The sequence below is a fragment of the Paenibacillus sp. J31R122 genome, from assembly GCF_056269185.1.
Genome location: NZ_JBWDNM010000009.1, coordinates 24,161 through 42,317, shown reverse-complemented (window position 1 = coordinate 42,317; position 18,157 = coordinate 24,161). Strand labels below are relative to the sequence as shown.

At 45.2% G+C, this 18,157-nt stretch carries 12 protein-coding genes; 8 read left to right on the top strand and 4 right to left on the bottom strand.

Features of this window, described 5'->3' with window-relative positions; translation table 11 throughout:
- Positions 1-311 precede the first annotated feature (311 nt).
- The 3 genes from AC0YN7_RS16025 (at position 312) to AC0YN7_RS16015 (ending at position 2,686) form a co-directional block, all read left to right on the top strand.
- The gene (locus AC0YN7_RS16025; RefSeq protein WP_475811025.1) at positions 312-1,361 is read left to right on the top strand and encodes a copper amine oxidase N-terminal domain-containing protein; all 1,050 of its coding nucleotides are present in this window, start codon (positions 312-314) and stop codon (positions 1,359-1,361) included.
- 331 nt (positions 1,362-1,692) lie between these two features.
- The gene (locus AC0YN7_RS16020) at positions 1,693-2,313 is read left to right on the top strand and encodes a hypothetical protein (protein ID WP_475811024.1); all 621 of its coding nucleotides are present in this window, start codon (positions 1,693-1,695) and stop codon (positions 2,311-2,313) included.
- A 112-nt stretch (positions 2,314-2,425) separates the two neighbouring features.
- Entirely contained in the window at positions 2,426-2,686 is a 261-nt protein-coding gene (locus tag AC0YN7_RS16015) for a zinc ribbon domain-containing protein (RefSeq protein WP_475811023.1), read from the top strand.
- 98 nt (positions 2,687-2,784) lie between these two features.
- Here AC0YN7_RS16015 and AC0YN7_RS16010 read toward each other — a convergent pair whose 3' ends face one another.
- Positions 2,785-5,736, bottom strand: a complete 2,952-nt coding sequence (locus tag AC0YN7_RS16010) for a DEAD/DEAH box helicase (protein WP_475811022.1) — start codon at positions 5,734-5,736, stop codon at positions 2,785-2,787.
- The gene (locus tag AC0YN7_RS16005; protein ID WP_475811021.1) at positions 5,733-7,379 is read right to left on the bottom strand and encodes an SWIM zinc finger family protein; all 1,647 of its coding nucleotides are present in this window, start codon (positions 7,377-7,379) and stop codon (positions 5,733-5,735) included. The genes AC0YN7_RS16010 and AC0YN7_RS16005 overlap by 4 nt, the downstream gene beginning before the upstream one ends.
- Positions 7,380-7,675: 296 nt before the next feature.
- Here AC0YN7_RS16005 and AC0YN7_RS16000 point away from each other — a divergent pair, with 296 nt between their 5' ends.
- On the top strand, positions 7,676-7,816 hold the full coding sequence (locus AC0YN7_RS16000; RefSeq protein ID WP_475811020.1) for a hypothetical protein: 141 nt from the start codon (positions 7,676-7,678) through the stop codon (positions 7,814-7,816).
- 684 nt (positions 7,817-8,500) lie between these two features.
- Here the strand turns inward: AC0YN7_RS16000 and AC0YN7_RS15995 are convergent.
- On the bottom strand, positions 8,501-9,709 hold the full coding sequence (locus tag AC0YN7_RS15995; RefSeq protein ID WP_475811019.1) for an MFS transporter: 1,209 nt from the start codon (positions 9,707-9,709) through the stop codon (positions 8,501-8,503).
- Positions 9,710-9,863: 154 nt separating this feature from the next.
- Here AC0YN7_RS15995 and AC0YN7_RS15990 point away from each other — a divergent pair, with 154 nt between their 5' ends.
- Both AC0YN7_RS15990 and AC0YN7_RS15985 read left to right on the top strand, forming a co-directional pair.
- A complete protein-coding gene (locus AC0YN7_RS15990; RefSeq protein WP_475811018.1) occupies positions 9,864-10,382 on the top strand; it encodes an acyl-CoA thioesterase in 519 nt (172 codons plus the stop codon).
- A 171-nt stretch (positions 10,383-10,553) separates the two neighbouring features.
- The gene (locus AC0YN7_RS15985) at positions 10,554-10,946 is read left to right on the top strand and encodes a hypothetical protein (RefSeq protein ID WP_475811017.1); all 393 of its coding nucleotides are present in this window, start codon (positions 10,554-10,556) and stop codon (positions 10,944-10,946) included.
- 781 nt (positions 10,947-11,727) lie between these two features.
- Here AC0YN7_RS15985 and AC0YN7_RS15980 read toward each other — a convergent pair.
- Positions 11,728-12,666, bottom strand: a complete 939-nt coding sequence (locus AC0YN7_RS15980) for a hypothetical protein (RefSeq protein ID WP_475811016.1) — start codon at positions 12,664-12,666, stop codon at positions 11,728-11,730.
- Between the two features lie 300 nt (positions 12,667-12,966).
- Here AC0YN7_RS15980 and AC0YN7_RS15975 point away from each other — a divergent pair, with 300 nt between their 5' ends.
- Both AC0YN7_RS15975 and AC0YN7_RS15970 read left to right on the top strand, forming a co-directional pair.
- Entirely contained in the window at positions 12,967-14,742 is a 1,776-nt protein-coding gene (locus AC0YN7_RS15975) for a vWA domain-containing protein (RefSeq protein WP_475811015.1), read from the top strand.
- Positions 14,743-14,766: 24 nt separating this feature from the next.
- The gene (locus tag AC0YN7_RS15970; RefSeq protein WP_475811014.1) at positions 14,767-18,156 is read left to right on the top strand and encodes a tubulin-like doman-containing protein; all 3,390 of its coding nucleotides are present in this window, start codon (positions 14,767-14,769) and stop codon (positions 18,154-18,156) included.
- Position 18,157: the final 1 nt, after the last annotated feature.

Below are 18,157 nucleotides of genomic sequence, written 5' to 3'. Positions count from 1 at the left end.
ACGGAAGCCCGCTGGCCGTTTGTTTATTTCCAGCTTATTTGATTGTAAAAATCTGGCTATCGCGGCTATAAATCAGATTATCCAAACGGTGATGACCTGCAATGATCTTCGGCCTGCGATGGAGATTAGTGCAGGTTTTAATAGGTATAACATCCAGTAAGATAGGGAAATGTGATGTAGAAAGAAGTACGAGTTACTAGTATAAATGCATCGGGGATTTTTACTTTTATGAAAATGTTGGAACATCTTGATGGTTTACTACGTCAATAGAATAGTAGTCATATTTTTAACAACAAGAGAGGATGATAAGCATGAAGAAGAAACTGAAAAAGCAAGCAGCAACTATTCTAGTAGCGACAATGGTCGTGTCGGGGGGAGCTGTTTATGCGGCGCCAAGCACGGATATTGTGCCTGTGGCTGGACAAGAATCGGTTATCAATTCGTCAGCTATTAAATATGCTATCACGATTAACGGTAAGGATGCTTTGAATACAGGATTTCTAAATGAGGACAGCCAGCAAATTATGCTGCCGCTGCGCGAATTATCAGAAGCACTTGGATTCGAAATCAAATGGAACGTAGAGAACAGGTCAGCAGAACTGTCTCATTCGAAATTTCCGATCTGGACGCTCGTTCAGACGGGCAAGGACAATTATACGATTAACAAAATGTACAAGCCCCTCGGTTCTGCACCAGTAATTAAAGGGGGTAACTTATATGTCCCTTCTAATTTCTTTAGTGAAGTGCTGCAGGCAAAAGTATCAGTGAATGGCAGCCAAGTGACCATTGTTTCCCAAACGGAGGAAGCTAAGACAATGACCAGAAATGGCGTTATAACGGGCATTAATAACGAAGAAGACTACAAATCCATACACATAGATGGAGCAGGTACGGAAGGCTTGATTTTTAATATTGACGAGAAAACGGTCATCCGCAACGCTGATGGCGAGAAGATTGAGCTTAAAGATTTGTCGCTCGGTATGGATATTCAAGCTGTGCACAGTCTAGCTATGACAATGAGCTTGCCTGGACAAACGTACGCTTACGAAATTACCGTTCAATCAGGTACGGAAGCAGCAGATAATATTGGAACATCCGGAGCGATCCAAGAGGTACAGGTTGATGATAAAGGCAACACGAGTATTGTGGTTAAAGGGCTCGGTATGACAGAGGGATCACCAACTGAAGTTGTATTAATGATTCAGCCGGAGACTATCATAGTCGATAAAGACGGTAAAAAGCTGGAGAAAAGCGAATTGAAAAAGGATGGGAAAGTTCTCGCTTTCTATAGCCCTGCACTAACGAAAAGCTTGCCTCCAATCGGAAAAGCTTCAAAAGTCGTTTACTTAGGTCAGGAGTAATAAAAAGCTACAAATTCTAAGTGTAACTCTTTAGTATCATGTCGAGGCGAATCGTGGTTCTGCACAATCATGTTTCGTCTCTATCAACAAAAACCACAACCGTTTTGAACTGCACCCCAATTGTTAGACACCATCTAACATTGGAGGTGCAGTTCATTTTAGGTTGTGGTTTTTTGTATTTTAGTTCGTATATATTTTGAGTAATTAATTGTTGAGGTGACTAATCTTCAGAGAGAAAGGTGACAGAGCTGTTAACCCTAGGAGGACGATGATAAACTAGACAAATAGAGATCGATTTCAAATAGAATTACTGATAGTGGAGGGACGATCCATGCATCTATTTAAAATGAAATCAGACCTTAGCGGGCAGGACGGAATGACAGAGTTCTTGAGGGACAATTTTGTATCTATTGGCTGCTCGGATATAGGGGACTTGGACAATGTCAGCAAGGATGAACTTAAGGAGCGATTAACTCAGGTATATCAGTACAAGGATCAGGAGCTGAATGATCGATCGGAGGAGGTCAGCACCTTCGTACATATGATGCAGGACGGCGATTATCTGTTAGTTGAGCATGACGAATGGGTCCATCTCGGAGATCTTGGCGATTATTATTACATAGATCGGCTGGACAATGCGGAAAACGTTATGTGCCATCGGCGAGGCGTGACTTGGTTGAAGAGTGTTATGCGAGGAGATCTAACGCAGGAGCTGCAACAATTTCTAGATAAGCCGGGAGCGATTACGAGGTTCGAACGTCCTGTGTCTGTTGAACAATTGGAGCATTGGATGACTAAACCGATGGAGAATGCACAAGAGACAAGTGCTCCAGTGATGGTGGATAGCAAGACGATTGAGGATGCGTTAGAAATTTTGAGAATAGCTATGCGAAGCGAGGACGTGGAACGACGGGAACGGGCTGCTATAGCGATTTTGCAGTTTGCTAAATGATACGCGAAGAGGCTACTTTCTAACCATTGAGAGAATTTAATCGGAAAGGATTTAGTTTATGGAAACATGTTATGTTTTAAGTATAAATAACTTTACTCGCGGAGGTTAATTGATGGGACAAGCCTATAAAAATTGTCAGAGCTGTGGTATGCCGCTGTCGAAGGATGAGAAAGGCGGCGGAATGGAGACTGACGGTTCAAAGAGTACAGTCTACTGCAGTCATTGCTATGAGAACGGTCGATTTACTCAGCCGGACTTAACTGTTGAACAGATGAGAGAATTGGTAAAGGGGAAACTAATGGAGTTCGGTTTTCCGAAATTCGTGACTGGCCTCTTTACTAAAAATATTTACAAGCTGAAACGGTGGAATTAGCAGCTGTGATTCACCTGATTCACCTCATTAAAACCCCAACCGCAAGCGGTCGGGGTTTGTTTTTGTTTCTATTAATTTATCGAGCCGAATGTCCGTTATTAGCCCGCCCAATCACTCCGTAAAGTAAATAGGTCCTTAAGCGCCTCTGTGGAAAGCTCTGTTATCCAGCCTTCGGAGCTGGAGATGACATTGTCGCTAAGCTGCTGCTTGTTCTCAAGCATTTCATCGATGCGCTCTTCGAGCGTACCCATCGAGATGAATTTGTGCACCTGCACGTCACGGGTTTGACCTATACGGTATGCGCGGTCGGTAGCTTGATTCTCAACTGCTGGATTCCACCAACGGTCGAAGTGAAACACATGGTTGGCTGCTGTCAGGTTAAGACCGACACCGCCGGCTTTGATTGATAATATAAACACATTAGGCTGTTCTTCAGGCGGCAGCGTATGTGATTGGAATTTATCAATCATTACGTCACGCGCTGATTTGGAGATGCTTCCATTCAAATAAAGAACGGGCTCCTGCAGCTCCTTCTGAAGCACAAGCTGCAAGAGCTGCCCCATCCCGATATACTGCGTGAAGATCAGGCAGCGCTCGCCCTCCTCCCGCAGCTCCTTAACCATTGCAAGCAGCCGCTCTAGCTTGGAAGAGCGTGTGATTAACGTCTCTATATCCACTTCACCCTCTGCGGAAGTGATTCGATCTGGGATAGGCTCCTTCGTTAAGAGCATCGGATGATCGCAAAGCTGCTTCAGATGGGTAAGTGCGGCAAGAATAGCGCCTTTCCGTTCAATTCCCTCAAGCTTTTGCATGCGCTCCATAAGCTGATTGACCGTTTGGTCGTAGAGGGCGCTTTGCTCGGCCGTAAGATGAATATACGTTTTCATCTCGTTTTTATCAGGCAAATCCAGCTGAATAGCGGGATCCTTCTTCTTGCGACGAAGCATAAACGGCTTGACCAGCTTCTGTAAATCAGCCGTACGCTGCTCGTTGTGCTCCAATTCAATAGCCTTAGTGAACCGTTGGTTAAAGCCATGCGCACTGCCCAGAAAGCCTGGGTTGATGAAATCGAAGATCGACCAAAGCTCGGATAGTCTGTTTTCGATTGGTGTTCCTGTAAGCGCGATACGATGCTTCGCAGAGAAGCTTCGTACAGCAGAGGATTGCTTGGTTTGAGCGTTTTTAATGTTTTGAGCTTCGTCCAAGCAAATGGAAGACCATTTGTAATTGCCGAGCAGCTCCTGATCGAGTGCTGATACGGAATAGGAGGTTAGGACAACATCTGCTTGACTGGCCTCTTCATAAAATGTCTCATCGCTAAGACGTTTGCTTCCGTAGTGGAGCATGATTTTAATTGACGGAGCAAACCGGTTTATTTCCCTCTGCCAGTTACCGAGCACTGAAGTCGGGCAAATAATAAGAGAAGGAGGATTGGTAACCTTATCGGTATCTGCCGATTCCTTGAGCTGCAATAAATAAGCAATAAGCTGTACGGTTTTGCCGAGCCCCATATCATCCGCAAGGCATGCGCCAAGCCCAAAACGACGCAAAAAGACAAGCCATGCGTATCCGTCGTGCTGATAGGAACGCAGATCTGCGCGCAACCCAGCAGGTACCGGAAGAGCTGGCATTTGCGACTGTTGACTGAGCTGGCTAATCAGTTGAAGCAGATGCTCATTCAACTCGATCTCAAGCTTGATTCGCGCCGAGTCCTCCGGAGATGGCTCAGACGCAGCATTTTGCGTGTCATCTCCGTTCCCAAGCAGATGAAGCTGAAGCACATCTTGAAAGGATAAGCCTTGCGTACGATCGACGCTTGCCATCGCTTTACGAATTTGGGCGAGTAAGGAAGGGTCAAGCGATATCCATTGTCCTCTGAAACGAACCAACCGTTCATTGCGAGCAACGAGCTCAGCAAACTCAGCCTCGGTGAGATCAGTCTCACCAATAGCAATCCGCCAATCGAAATCAATGATCGAATCCAGTCCAAACAGTGATTGGCTTGCGCCGCCTCCTGCTCCCGAGCTGACCTTGGCACGCAGCCGAGGCTTCTTCCGACTGGCTGCTTCCCACCATGCAGGCAGAAGAACCTGCCAACCGGCATCTAACAGTCGAAGACTGTCTGTCGTTAAGAACCTCCAAGCAGCTTCGTCTGATAAAGGGCTGTGGAGTAAGTCTTCCTTAGAACCTGCTAATCTTTCGGCAGGCAGACATGACCGCAAATGATTCAGCCAACCGGCAGAACGTTCGCGTATGAGTGCCGACCATGCGGCGGGCCAGGAGCCAAATGCTGCGCCGTCCTCACCAATGCGTATATCTGAAAGTACTGCAGCGTCCTGCTTGTCCTGCAGAACAAGCTTAAGTCGCCAAGCCGCCTCTATGTCATCTGGCTCTAGCAGCTGCAGCAGCGGCCTAAAAGGCGCGATATCCGATTTCCATCCAATAGCAACTAGCCAAGCTTCCTCATCTAAGCCTGCCATATTCGCGGCAGCTTTAGCGAAAAGGAGTGGAAATTCTCTCCGTAAATCGGTAGAAGCAGCTTCCGTTCCATAATAGCGAAGAAATACAGCGGCAGAGAATGCCGCGATTAAACCTTCTGAATAACGAGCGTCGCCGCTAGCTTCTGTCAGCGAATCGAGAGCTTGCGTATCTAAAGCAGCTGCATCCCAGATCCATTGCAGCTTGCCTTGCTGAAAGGAGGAGAAGCTGGGTATATATTTTTTTTGGTCGATACATGCAGCCAGCACGGAAGCTTGTCGTATGATTTGCGGGGCATCACCATCCCACACCCACTCCAAATGGCTCAGAAGAATGGATTCCGCGAAAAATGAAATGACGTGCTCGGCAGGAAGGATAACGAGCTCGATATCTTGAACCTGCTGTACGACCAGCTCCGTTCCGTAGAAAGAAGGCTCGTGCCAAGCAAATAACCGATGCTTTAATTGTAAACCAGACATATCGCCATTCATTAATGTCGATCCGTAAATAAGGGCATCACCCTGCGTACTTAAGGCAACGTGGACAGATATGGTTTCTGTATACATACTCATGCTATCAGCTTTCCTTTCCGCAGCTCTTCCTGCAGCGCACGCAGCCTACTATGGCGCAAGGTAAAAGCGTCGAAGAACAGCTCCCAAGTTGATTCTTTTTTCATTTTTTTGTAAAGCTTTGCTAAACGCTTTAGCAGCTTAACAGCTGCTTTATAGCTGTCCCTATTTTTTTGCAGGACATACCTCTCAACGGCCTGATGATAAAAGGGCAGCAGCACCTCAGGTGCGTTTTTTTCTATGGGCGCAAATACAGTGGCGCGAAAATCTAAGGGCTCACCTCCTGAGCTTAATTGATAGTCGATCCATTGCTGCCATTTGCCCCTAGAAAGCAGTTTAACTTCATAAACATAATAGGAAGTAGGCAGCATTTGGATTAGCGATTCCCACATTTGCTGCTCAGCATCGGGAAAATGTTCAATTGCACGATCCCAAAAATCAGCATACTCATTCAAGCCGTCACGTCGGTGCTCCATCAGGTTGCCGACTTCCGGCAGCCATTTGCTTAACCGCTGCCACTCCTCAGCTTCATCTAAAACGTAGAGGAATCCAAGTAAATGCTCACTCTGTATTTTAAATCTATTGCTTAAGGTCATTAACAGTGTCCAAGCTTCTTGATCCTGCGATAAATAGAAATGCATCCAGCTCTGAGCTAACAGCCATGGGGCGCGATAAAGCTCGGTGCCTAGATCGGCTTCTGCTGCAACCAAAAGCTGTAATTCCTCTTCATACATCTGACCATTCGTTAAACAAGGATTAAGCCATTCTTTCCAGAGCTGATCATACTGATTGAGAAAATAAGTGCGTTCCTGGGTTTCCGTCAACATTTGCCTCCGCAAATAGGTCAACGTTTCGAGGACGTACGGCCAGTGCTCGGAATCTCTAGTTATGTTAGGCATATTGGCGAAGATAATCTCTATCGAGTTTTGTAAATCTGAAGCAGCAACATGCGTATGGAACAGCATATAAGACCCGTAGTTGAATCCAGGAATTTCAGCTTTCTGAGTGACCTGTTCAAGCGTGAAGAGGTGAGCATGCAGAGTAAAAAGCTGGTCCAGTACCGGTGGCAGCTTAGGCTTTAATTTCTTTATAGATGCCAAAGCATCCTTGACGTACTGGCTGTTTCGAGTGTTATTTTCTAATGAGGAGCTGCAAAGCTCAAACAGCTCATGCCATTCTGAAACACTCATGGTCGGGATTCGGTCTGCTTGTTCTTTTAATTTCGCTTGATTTTCCTTCTTTTTCTCTGCTATTTGGAGTGCCTGCTGATAGGCAGCATTTTGTGGCGAAGGCTTCTTTATTATTTTAGGAGCGGTAAATTCTGCGGCGTTGATGAGCATAGGGGCAGACCGTTCTTGCAGATCGGCATAGGCGAGAAGAACGGCAAACATATGCTTGCAGGGCCTGCCAACCGGGCAATTGCAATGACTAATTGAAAAAAAGTCCAAGTTCATCTTAACGGAGTATCTCTCGGTTCCATCTACGACCGCATGAACCAATCGAGGTTCTGGTAGGGTCATCTGCTGTACGCGTCCTTGTCTAAAATAAGGAGCCCCGCGATTTATCGTTTTTTGATCGAAATTGTCGGCCACATCTTGAATGAGCATATTCCACTGCGTATCATCCATTGTATAGGTAGGGTTCATAATAATTAGTCTCCTGAGATTGTATTCCTCTTATTATACCACTTAAGTAGTAAAAGTTTGACCTAATGATGGCGATGAATAACGTTACATGGAGGATATGGCAGGATGTTTTCGAATAGGTTAGGGTGGTTAAATCTCATCCATTCTCAGCGCTCATTATCGAAGAAAAGGCTAGGATAGGCGGTTTTTCAATTGTTTGAACATTCGCTATACTTAAATAGACCGATTGAAAGACATAAACTGGAGGGTGATTTTACTTGGGTTATACGGACATGTTAGGACGTCGGAGCGCCATTTTGAAACGAAATATTGATACGATGATTAAGAAAAATAATAAGCAAGGACTAAGCTCGCAAGAGAGCAATTTCTATCAGCATATGCTGAAAGAGCTGCATCAAAATGAGCATGAATTACATTCTGCTAGAAATAGTCATTGATTCGTGTTGCCGTAGAGGGACAGACTAATAAACGTTCCAAATAAAAACCGCTCGACCTCAAAATCAGTGGTTACGGAAAGTGAGGAAAGCCTACACTTCATTTGTCGTATTTGACTGTATTTCATCCAATCAAAACTACATCAAAAACGATATAATCGACTGAGACTGTATTTCATCCAACCTAATCGTTTGCTTCGCAAAAAAAGAGCTTCTAACTACCAATTTGATTGGATCTTTTCCATTCAAATACATGGGGGATGGAAGTATTAGGTGTTTGAATGGACAATATCCATTCTAAACGCCCATATCTTTACGTTAGTCGAATTAGAACGATAGTAACCTGATAACCTGACTTGCCCTACTCTGTTCTGTCCTGCCTATCCCTGCCCCGTCCGCACAGGGTTTCATGTAATCAAGCTCTGATTTTGGGGTTGAGCCATATAAACCGCAGATAAAAATCACTGATCATTGATCGGTGTTTTTTATCTGCGGTTATCATCCTATTATTCATAGTCGTACATCACTGGAATTCTTGGTTATAGTGCATGATATTGATGAATTAGAAACAACATTGTAGACAAGTTGTCTACAATGTTGTTTTTGTGTGCGCCCAGAATGGGCGCCATGGCGCTCTCGTCTGTCTCTTAAGCCCCGTATGTTACACGGTAATCAAAGAGTAAAAGCTTAGGAAGTCACTGTTGTTCCTCTTTTGAGCTTATCCTCCAGCAGCTGCCTGCGTACAAGAATGGCTGCCGTAATAAGCAGCACCCCATTAATGACGAATACCCAGCGTATAGGGAAAATCCCTCCTAGCACCCCACCGATCATGGGCGCGAGCATTGTCGCAAATTGAGTGGCCGATTGGTTCAAGCTGAATGCGCGTCCGCGGAATTCACTTTCCGTCACTTTGACAATCATGGCATTGATGGAAGGATAGACGCCGGCGAAGAACAATCCGTACATAAAACGTAGAATACCGAACTGTACATAGCCGCTTACGAAAAATTGCAGGCAATTGCCGATTCCTCCGCCAAGCAGCCCTATGAACAATACACGAGAGAAGCCGATACGTGAGCCTAATTTACCCCATTGCGGAGCAGCTATTAACGTTGCGATACCCATGGCCGAGAAAACAATACCCGATTTTAACGCCGCTTCGCTTGGAGTAACACCAAGCTGCATGACGTATACAGTTAGCAAAGGCTCAAGAATCATGACAGAGAACGTCGCTAACCCAGCTAGAGCAATCAAAGTCGCGAAGGCTCGATTGGATAACGCGTGCTTGATGTCTTCTTTTATTGAGGAACGGACGGCTGAACGATTGAACTTTTTCTCATGCACGAATAACGTGGCGATTAGAGCTGCGACCATCACAACGATTCCGGAAAAAATAAACGCCTCACGATTACCTATGAGATGGCTGACGATCCCACCGACCACCGGTCCCATAATACCGCCGGTTGCTCCAGCGGTTGCCATTATGCCAAGCGCATATCCGGATTTATCTTCCGGCGTATTGGTAGCAACTAGAGCGATAGCTGCAGGAACATAGCCGGCCAACAGCCCCTGAAAGATCCGCAGAACTAGGAATAAATAAGGATCATGAATGAAATAGGTCAGAAAATACATGACGGCCAAGCTGAAGCCCGATCGAATGAGCATCGGCTTTCGACCGTATTTGTCGGATAATGATCCCCAGAAAGGGGCAATTAAAGCGCTCGCTAGAAACGTAATGCCGAAGGAGATGCCGGACCAAGTTTCCAAATGATTCGTTATGCCAAGCTCTGAGCTTAAGAACAGTGGGATGAACGGAATTGAAATGGTATAGGCGGTGCTGCAAAAGAAGACGCCTGTCCACAAAACAAATAAGTTGCGTTTCCATGAAAAATTCATATGCTGTCACTTCCTATTGCTTATGTAGTTCTTTCTATTGTAGCCCTATCATGGAAGAAACTCTATCTATAATGGAAAAAAATGAAGCATAACAGATCTGAAGTTGGGGAAAATAGTCGAAGTGCATGTAACTGGTAAGAAAGTAGTGTGAATAATGACAGATATGAAATATGTGAAGGAAACACGTTGTTTTAAAATTTCTAGAGTGTTCCCTACTGATGTCAACAATCATGAAACATTGTTTGGCGGTCGTTTGATGTCGTATATTGATGACATTGCTTCGATCTCAGCTTCAAAGCTATGCCGGGTCACAGCCGTTACCGCATCTACGGATTCCGTTGATTTCTTATCTCCTATCAGGCCGACTGATTCTGTATCATTAGAATCCTTCGTAACCTGGACAGGCAGGAGCTCTATGGAGGTATTTGTGAAGGTCATTACGGAGGATTTGCGAAGCGGGAGAAGGAAAATTGCTGCGACCGCTTTTCTTACCTTTGTTGGGTTGGACGAAAAGACCAATAGACCGATAATCGCTCCGAAGGTAATACCGGAGACAGAAGAAGAGAAGAAGTTGTATGAAACCGCCGCGTACCGGAAAGAAATGCGGAAGCATCGCAGAGAAGAAAGTGAAAAATTTGCCGATTATTTGTTAACCGAATATCCGTGGGAATAAGCTGTTTACCAGGTAAAAGGCCATCAACTTCTACTGCTTGTAGAAATATGGCCTTTTTCGTTTGCTTGGTTAAGCTGCATAAGGTGATGGAGCGCGGAAAAGAAACTATTTTGAATGCTAATGCGTCTACTATTTATATGAATAGTGAATCATTGGAGAGGGGATCCGCTTATGCGTTTCATACCGGCTGCACGAAGCAGCCAATGGTGGATACTCACTGCAGCATCATCAATAATTATTACACTGCTGTTGTGGCTCCTCCGTTTCGGCGTTTTATATCAGACGTTTACAGTTACGCACGCCTTTCGCTTTATGCTGCTGGCTGTCATCATTTCTTTTATTGCGAACTTTGCAGGCTGGCTCGGCACTCGCTGGATCTGGTTGTTTTCTACATTAGGCATTGCCGTTGGCTTGATAATGATGGCTGTATACGCACGTGATATAACGGGCTGGGGAGATATTATCAGCGTCCTTGTTTTTTTGCAGGCGATCATTTTCGGATTTGTGTTAGGTTTGGTCATTGAAGGCATATTGTTCGGGAGCAGATGGCTGCGAGGGAGATAAGGCAGCGCAGCAGTAGGAAAAAACGGCTATCCCTCAAGGCATAGAAACCTTAGTGGATAGCCTGTTTTGCTTATATATAAGAGATGTCTGTTTTAATTCTGAAAAAAGCAACAAGCTATAAAGACAAAAAAAGTGGTTTGTACATAACTGTCCTGCTCGAAAATGTGCCGTATAGAAAGTCTACGGAGTTAGCGACTTGGGAACAGTGAACGAAATGGAGCCAAACGGGCTCTGGTTCCGTTATTGTTATTCCTCTTTATTCGGGGACTATCTGATCCTTTTAACAAAAATAAAGGATCTGTTGTACGCGCGCATCTCCGAATAGGGGAATACACACAAATATGCGCTTCTGTGTCCGCAGCCTTATTTGCTATGCCCGCGCAGTTTCAATATTTGCACTTAAATGAGGCTGCAAAAGGGTCAGCTGTAATTTAGTGTCAATGGAATGGGTTAGCTCGATCCGCGCTCTCTTTCCGGTGGATTAGCTGCATATTCTGAAACTAATGCGTCTCTACTTGTGTAAAGCAGCTCACTAGTTTCACAATGTGAAACTAAATTAACGCATATAGGTTAGATCGGCGATTAGAATGGATATTGTACATTCAAACAGCTTATATTCCCATGTTTTAATGTGTTTGAATGGAAAAGATACAATCAAATAGGTTGTTTGAAGCTCTTTATCTACGTAACAGGTTATTAGCCTGTATGAAATACAGGCTGGGACAAATAAAACGTTTTTGAAGTGGCGTTGATTGTATGAAATACAGTCAAAATAATTTTGCTACTTTAAAGTTTGAAAATCTTCATCCCATTTGTATTTTTCATTGTAAATCTTAAGAACTTCTTCAGATAATTGCCCCCAATTTGCATGGGGATTGTTAAGAACTATGTGGTACAGTCGGAGAAAGCGGTCTTTAGGCAGATTGCGGGCATATCGCATTACTAAATGCTGGTACATGAACACATATCGCTTCATTCGGACAGCGGCCCCTGCAACGCCGATCAGGATGCTTTCGCCATTTTCCATTTTAATAATTTGGGCTTCGTACATAAGCACATAACGGAATGCCTTTTCCTTAAGGAGATCTCGTCTGATTTTCGACAGCTCTCCTATATATTCGGCAAGGTCAGGGTTGAAGTGGTCCATTAGAAGCGGATCCAGCATCAAATCCATATCCTTGCGCAGTATGAAGGTTTGCAGCAGCAATATTTGTTCTATTCGAAGCTGGTCGGTTTGAACGAGAGCTCCAATTTCACGAAGCATCTCATACGTGAGAGGCTTGTTTCCGCTTTGAAAGACTTCAATGGCAGCATCGCGGTCAGCGGTTAGGCCGGCTGTCAGCTGGGAAGCCCCTTGTTGAAACAGCTTTTCCAGCAGCAGCAGCTTTTCGGAGGAGGCTGTCTTCCTCTGAATAACCCATAAGAGGGCGAGCAGCAGCAAGCCGCCTGCGGCGCAAGCTCCAATCTCAGTGGGAGACTGGCTGAAAAGCAGACCAAGGAGCAAGAGCAGCAAGACAATACCTCTAGCCTTCCACATGGAACGCAGCAGCAGGATGTCAGCTTTCTTATCGATACTGATAAGAGAATTTTTGCCGCATACGCCGCATTGCTCCTCACCTAAAACAGTGAAGTGCTCGCATTTGCGGCATATTTTAAGCTTCAAATAAGCATAACGTGTTTTAATAAAGGGGTTGAATTGAATCGCTAGTTTTTTGTTCATTCTTGTTCACGCTGCCCTTTCTTGAGAATGGACCGCACTTGCTTATCTAACTGCTCGGGAGACGGAGCTCTCTTCTGACGAGAATAATAAGAAGCTGATCGAATAACTACAAAAAGAAACAATAGTCCTAGACAGACGTATGTAACCATATGGGTTTCCTCTCTTACAGTAAAAGTGATTTATGGGAATCTATCAGGTATACTTACTGTATAGTATAGCATCATAGCAGGAGCAATAACTAACAGCGACTAATGGACTAAGGCGGATTATCCGACAGTCCCTTCACAAAGGAGTATAATCATGATTCAAATAAAACGTTTCACTCGAAATCTTATCGTTGCGGTATCCGTATTATTACTGCCGTTCGGACATTTGGCAACGGTGCATGCCGCGCCAAACGCTTCGCAAATTGATGCGGTGCTAGTGCTCGACGTGAGTCATTCCATGAGTAAAAGTGATCCGGGAAAAATCGGCAACGAAGCGATGAAGATGTTCATCGACATGCTTTCCACACAGGGCGATCAGGTAGGAATTGTTGCCTATACAGATAGAATACAACGTGAGAAAGCGCTGCTTGAAATTAAGTCTTCGGGAGATAAAGAGAATCTGAAGGGTTTTATCGATGAATTAAACCGTGGTTCATACACCGATATATCTGTCGGAGTGAAGGAAGCCGTACAAATATTAGAGGACGGCGCAGATCCGGGACATGAACCGATGATCATCGTGCTGGCCGACGGCAATAATGATTTTGATGATAAAGCGGGTAGAACGCAGGCTGAATCCGATAAGGATATGGAGCAGGCGCTCAAAGAGGCGAATGATCGCGGACTGCCGATTTATACGATTGGATTAAATGCCGATGGCAAGCTGAACAAGGAAGCACTTGCTAAGCTATCGGATCAGACCGGAGGTAAATCATTTTCTACGAATTCAGCGGATGATCTCCCTCAAATATTAAGTGAAATTTTTGCGAGCCATCTGGATCTGAACGTTGTTCCTGCTGATTCCTTCACGGCCAACGGAAGCTATCAGAATGTGAAAATTGCTGTTCCTAATGCTAATGTTCTGGAAGCGAATATTTCGATTATGTCCGAGAAGCCGGTAGAGGTGAAGCTGCTTGACCCTTCCGGCAAGGAGGTTTCGATTCCGTCAGATGATGTTCTGCTATCGAAGTCGAAGAGCTATTCGTTAATGAAGCTGCTTAAGCCGACTGAAGGGGATTGGACTCTACAGGTTAAAGGTGTAAGTCAGGATAAAATCGATATTAACTTAATTTTCAACTATGACTTGAGCTTGGCGATAGACCCGCTTGCATCAACTGCTTACTCGAAGGGCGATAAGGTAAATATCAGCTCTTATCTGATGAGCGGGGGACAAAAGCTGAAAGATAGCGAGCAGTACCGCAACATGAACGCGGTTATGCACGTCAAGGATTTGGATACAGGAAAAACAGAAGAAGTGAAGATGGAGAATGCGGGTGATCATTTTAAAGGAACCTATAAAGTTGCCGATAAGCATGATTACGAAATTATAGTAAAGGCCGAGGAGAAAAGCTTCTTCCGAGAGACGGAAGCAATCACGATTAGCGCCAAAGCAGGGGGAGCCGGCCAAACAACGCCGACCCAGCCAGCCGAGGAGAAAAAACCTTTTCCTATCGTACCGGTCGTTGCCGGCGTTCTCGGTCTTGCCGCTATACTTGCGGCAGCTTATTATGTACAGCGGATGCTAAAGCAGGCGAACCGCGGTTTTGTAGGTCAACTTATTATAGAAATCAGAGATGAGAATACAGGGGATCAAACCTCCCCGCAATATAAGAAGCTGACAAATTTTAAAGGCAAGTTTAATTTGCATCAGCTGCTGCAGCTCGCTCCGGAGCTGAAGGAGACGGAAGCTATTATTTTCAGGCCAGGTAACAATGATCGGATTCTGCTGAAAAACGGCTCAACGTGCACGATTGAGAAGTCAGGACGGGCAATTAATGCCACTAGCGATTTCGAGCTGAAGAGCGGAGACCGTATCGTAGTCCCTTTACAACAAATAGACAAAACAATCTTTATTGAATTTCTCGTTTAAATAGAGCCCTGGAGGTAGAAATATATGAAGCCGATTGTAAGAGAGCATATTCAGCAGTTGGATGTATCACTTGGCGGAGGTATTGTCAGTGAGAAAATACGGGTCGATACCATTGATAACCCTATACTCATTATTGGACTCGGAGGTACAGGTATTGATGCGCTACTGCGTTTAAAATACCAGATAAACCGCCGCTTCAAGCTGCCGGAGGACCCTATTTCCAAGAGAAAACGGGATAAGCCCGATAATGTAGAGTTTCTTGCGTTTGAAACAAATGAGCAGGACCGCAACAAAAAATATAAAGGGATCGGCTTAGATCCAATCAACGAATTTGTACTGCTGTCCAACGCTGAAGTTGGAGGGCTGCTGCAAAACCGCAGTATTTTGGAGCCGTATATTACCGATTGGCTGTCCCCAGAGCTCAGCATTACTGACGGAATGAATGGCGCGGCTGGCGTTCGCCAAGCTGGGCGGCTGCTGCTGTTTACGAAAATTAATCAAGTCGTGCAAAGCATCGATAAGAAGATCAAGACGTTATCTGTCGGCACGAACAAAAAACTGATGGTATTTCTGCTGACCGGCTTGTCCGGCGGTACTGGAAGCGGCTGTTTTCTCGACATTTCCTACATCGTAAGAGGAATTATTGAACGTGATCATGGCTCCGCAGGAATTGATCGGGTGAACACGCTGGGCTATTTGTTTACGCCGGATATCAACCTAGCGAACAAAAGTCTGAGTGAGCATACTCGTGAGTATATTAAGAAGAATGGCTACGCGGCGCTAAAGGAATTGGATTATTGGATGAACGTGGACAGTCGTGGCGAGCGGTTTAAGCAGCAGTATGGCAGCATTTTGTCCGTTAATTCGCCGCTTCCGCCGTTTAATCTCTGCCATCTCATATCGGCAACGAATGCAGAGGGCAAGCTCCTTGAAAATGCCTACGATTACTGCATGAACGTTACTGCCGAGAATATTACGAACTTTATGGCGAGTGAGGATAAACAGTCCGGAGAAGAGTTCGCTATTCATGATTATATAAGCAATATTCGTACGAACATTGCACAGATGAACAAGCTTTACCCAGCCAACTACGACTATAATATCATCGGAGCTTCCTCGGCGGTATTACCGATTGAGGAAATGACGACTTATTTGGCTTACCGCTTGTTTAATAAAATGGACAAAATGTTCGAGAAGGCTCCCACCCAAGATGAGGTGGAGAAGTTTGCGCGCAAGCTTGGCATCGATCTAGATACCATGGGCAAAACCTTCGATTCACGTATTCCTGAGCCGCTGCCTGGTTACGAGAACAGCGAGCGTCTAAGCTATAATAACGTCATTAAAATGCAGGCCGTTAATATGGATACCGAGCTGGAGCAAAACTTTTTGGCTCGTGCCCGCGAGGAATATATTAAGGCGAAGAAGCAGCTGCCGGGAGAGATTGTCGGACAGTTTACCGAACAGATTCGCCGTACCTTCCTTCATCCGGAGCAAGGCCCATTTTATGTGTCTCGGTTATTATATACAGAGAAAGGCTTTTGCTTGCTGAAAATGCTGCTTTCTTATATTGAAACGCTTCGTGAGAACCTGCAGCGGCTTCCGAAGGAAATTGAAGCAGCCAGAGATCAGGCGGATGAGCGGATGGGCGATGCCAAAAGCGCCTTCGTATCCAAGGACAAGAAGAAAAACAACTATATTGAAGCAAAAATCAATGAGTACTGGCTGCTTGCCGATGTCGAGCGTATGGAGCAGTTAATTGAATTTTATGAGGATCTGCATCAGCTGCTTAATGCGGAGAACAATCGGATTTATAGCGTATTTACGGAAATATTGAATGTGCTCAACTCTATTTTCGCCAAAAACGGTGATCTTCTTACTAGTGGGGAGGAGCAGGCTGATCACAAAGGGAATAAAACCTATTATTGGAATATCGTCAGTGTTCCTGATATTTCGGATGTCATCAGCCGGTTAATGGATAAGAAGGATGGGGATGAGCTGATCCGCGACTTTACGCAGGAGCTGCTCGACCATTCGAATCAATGGGTGAAGGAACAGGAAGTTGATATCGTAAGCTCGATTTCTGAGTTTTTGACCGACAAATTCGGTGACTTGATTATGAAATCAATGGAAGACTTCCTTGTGATGAAATACGGCAATGACGAGTCGATCGAGAAGTTTGTTGAGCGTCATATCGCAACCAAGCTGGATGAGGAAGCTGTGCCGGTATTCCATTTAAGCAACAGCTCAGGAAATTTACATGTTCCTTCTTGGGGCTTCGTATCGGTACCGGTGCATGCGCCAAGCATTTTGAAGGGAATTCGGAACTACCAGAGCAACGCGTTGGGCAAATCCCACTTCACGATTAAGGAAAGTGAAGTGAAAAATCGGATTTTCTGGCTAAACACAAGAAATGGTGTACCTTTATTCGTATATACCCCTCTTAAGGTGTATGAGGAAAGCTATGAGCGGACGATCCTTGACAAGGAAGGCATCGGCCGTCACTTGGTGCAGACTGATCGAGTGAACTGGACGTATCTTCCGTCGCCAATCCCAGAGAAATCATGGGGCGACACCTACGTCAATTCACGGGTGCAAAGCTATAACGCGCGGGTTCGCGCAGAGTTTGTTCAAGCGGAAGGCTACCGAATCATAGCGGAGAAGGGCGTAGACAGCAATACTAGCAGCCGTTATTCCGTAAGGTTTACGAAGCCGTTCGACGTTTCTGCTGAGTTGAAAATATATAATATGCAGCTGAATTCAGCCAAGCCGAATTTAGGCGAGGTAAAGCGAGCGTTGAATGAGCTGAAGCGCCTTCTAGCGGAAGGGCTGGAGGTTGAAACGACGAAGGATATTTTCGGCAGCTTTACCGAGGAGCTTGCGCAGGAAAATCTGATTCGCTCTCCCGAGCTTCTGAGACGCGTCCGTGAAGAATTGGCGAAATATGAGTCAATCAGCAGCAAGGCCGTTGAGCTTGAGCAATTGCTGAATCTGCATCAAGATGAGGATAAATGGCTAGACCAGTTTATTGAGGCGCTGTACACGGACACGATCTGTAAGAAAGGCGCGCTTTACGTGTATGATCGCGATTCCGAGGAAGAGGCATGGGCTCCTTTCGCCAATTTGATGAAGAGCAGCAATTATGTAGAGCATGAGGTGTTCGAGAGCTTCCGTCGACTGGATGACAAGAGCCGCAGCTTGTTGATGCGTAAAGCGTCACGCAGAGTGACCGACTTGACGGCTTCGGAGGATACGGCTCCGCTTTTAAATAAATTGGAGAGCTTGTTTGGCACATTCCTAGATGCGCGCGAGCGACTGGAGTACGAGAAGGTTGAACTGGCTAACGGTGAGGAACTGCATCGTTTCTATAAAGAAATGACGACAAAGCTTAATGAAATTCGCAGAAAGTTGAAATAGC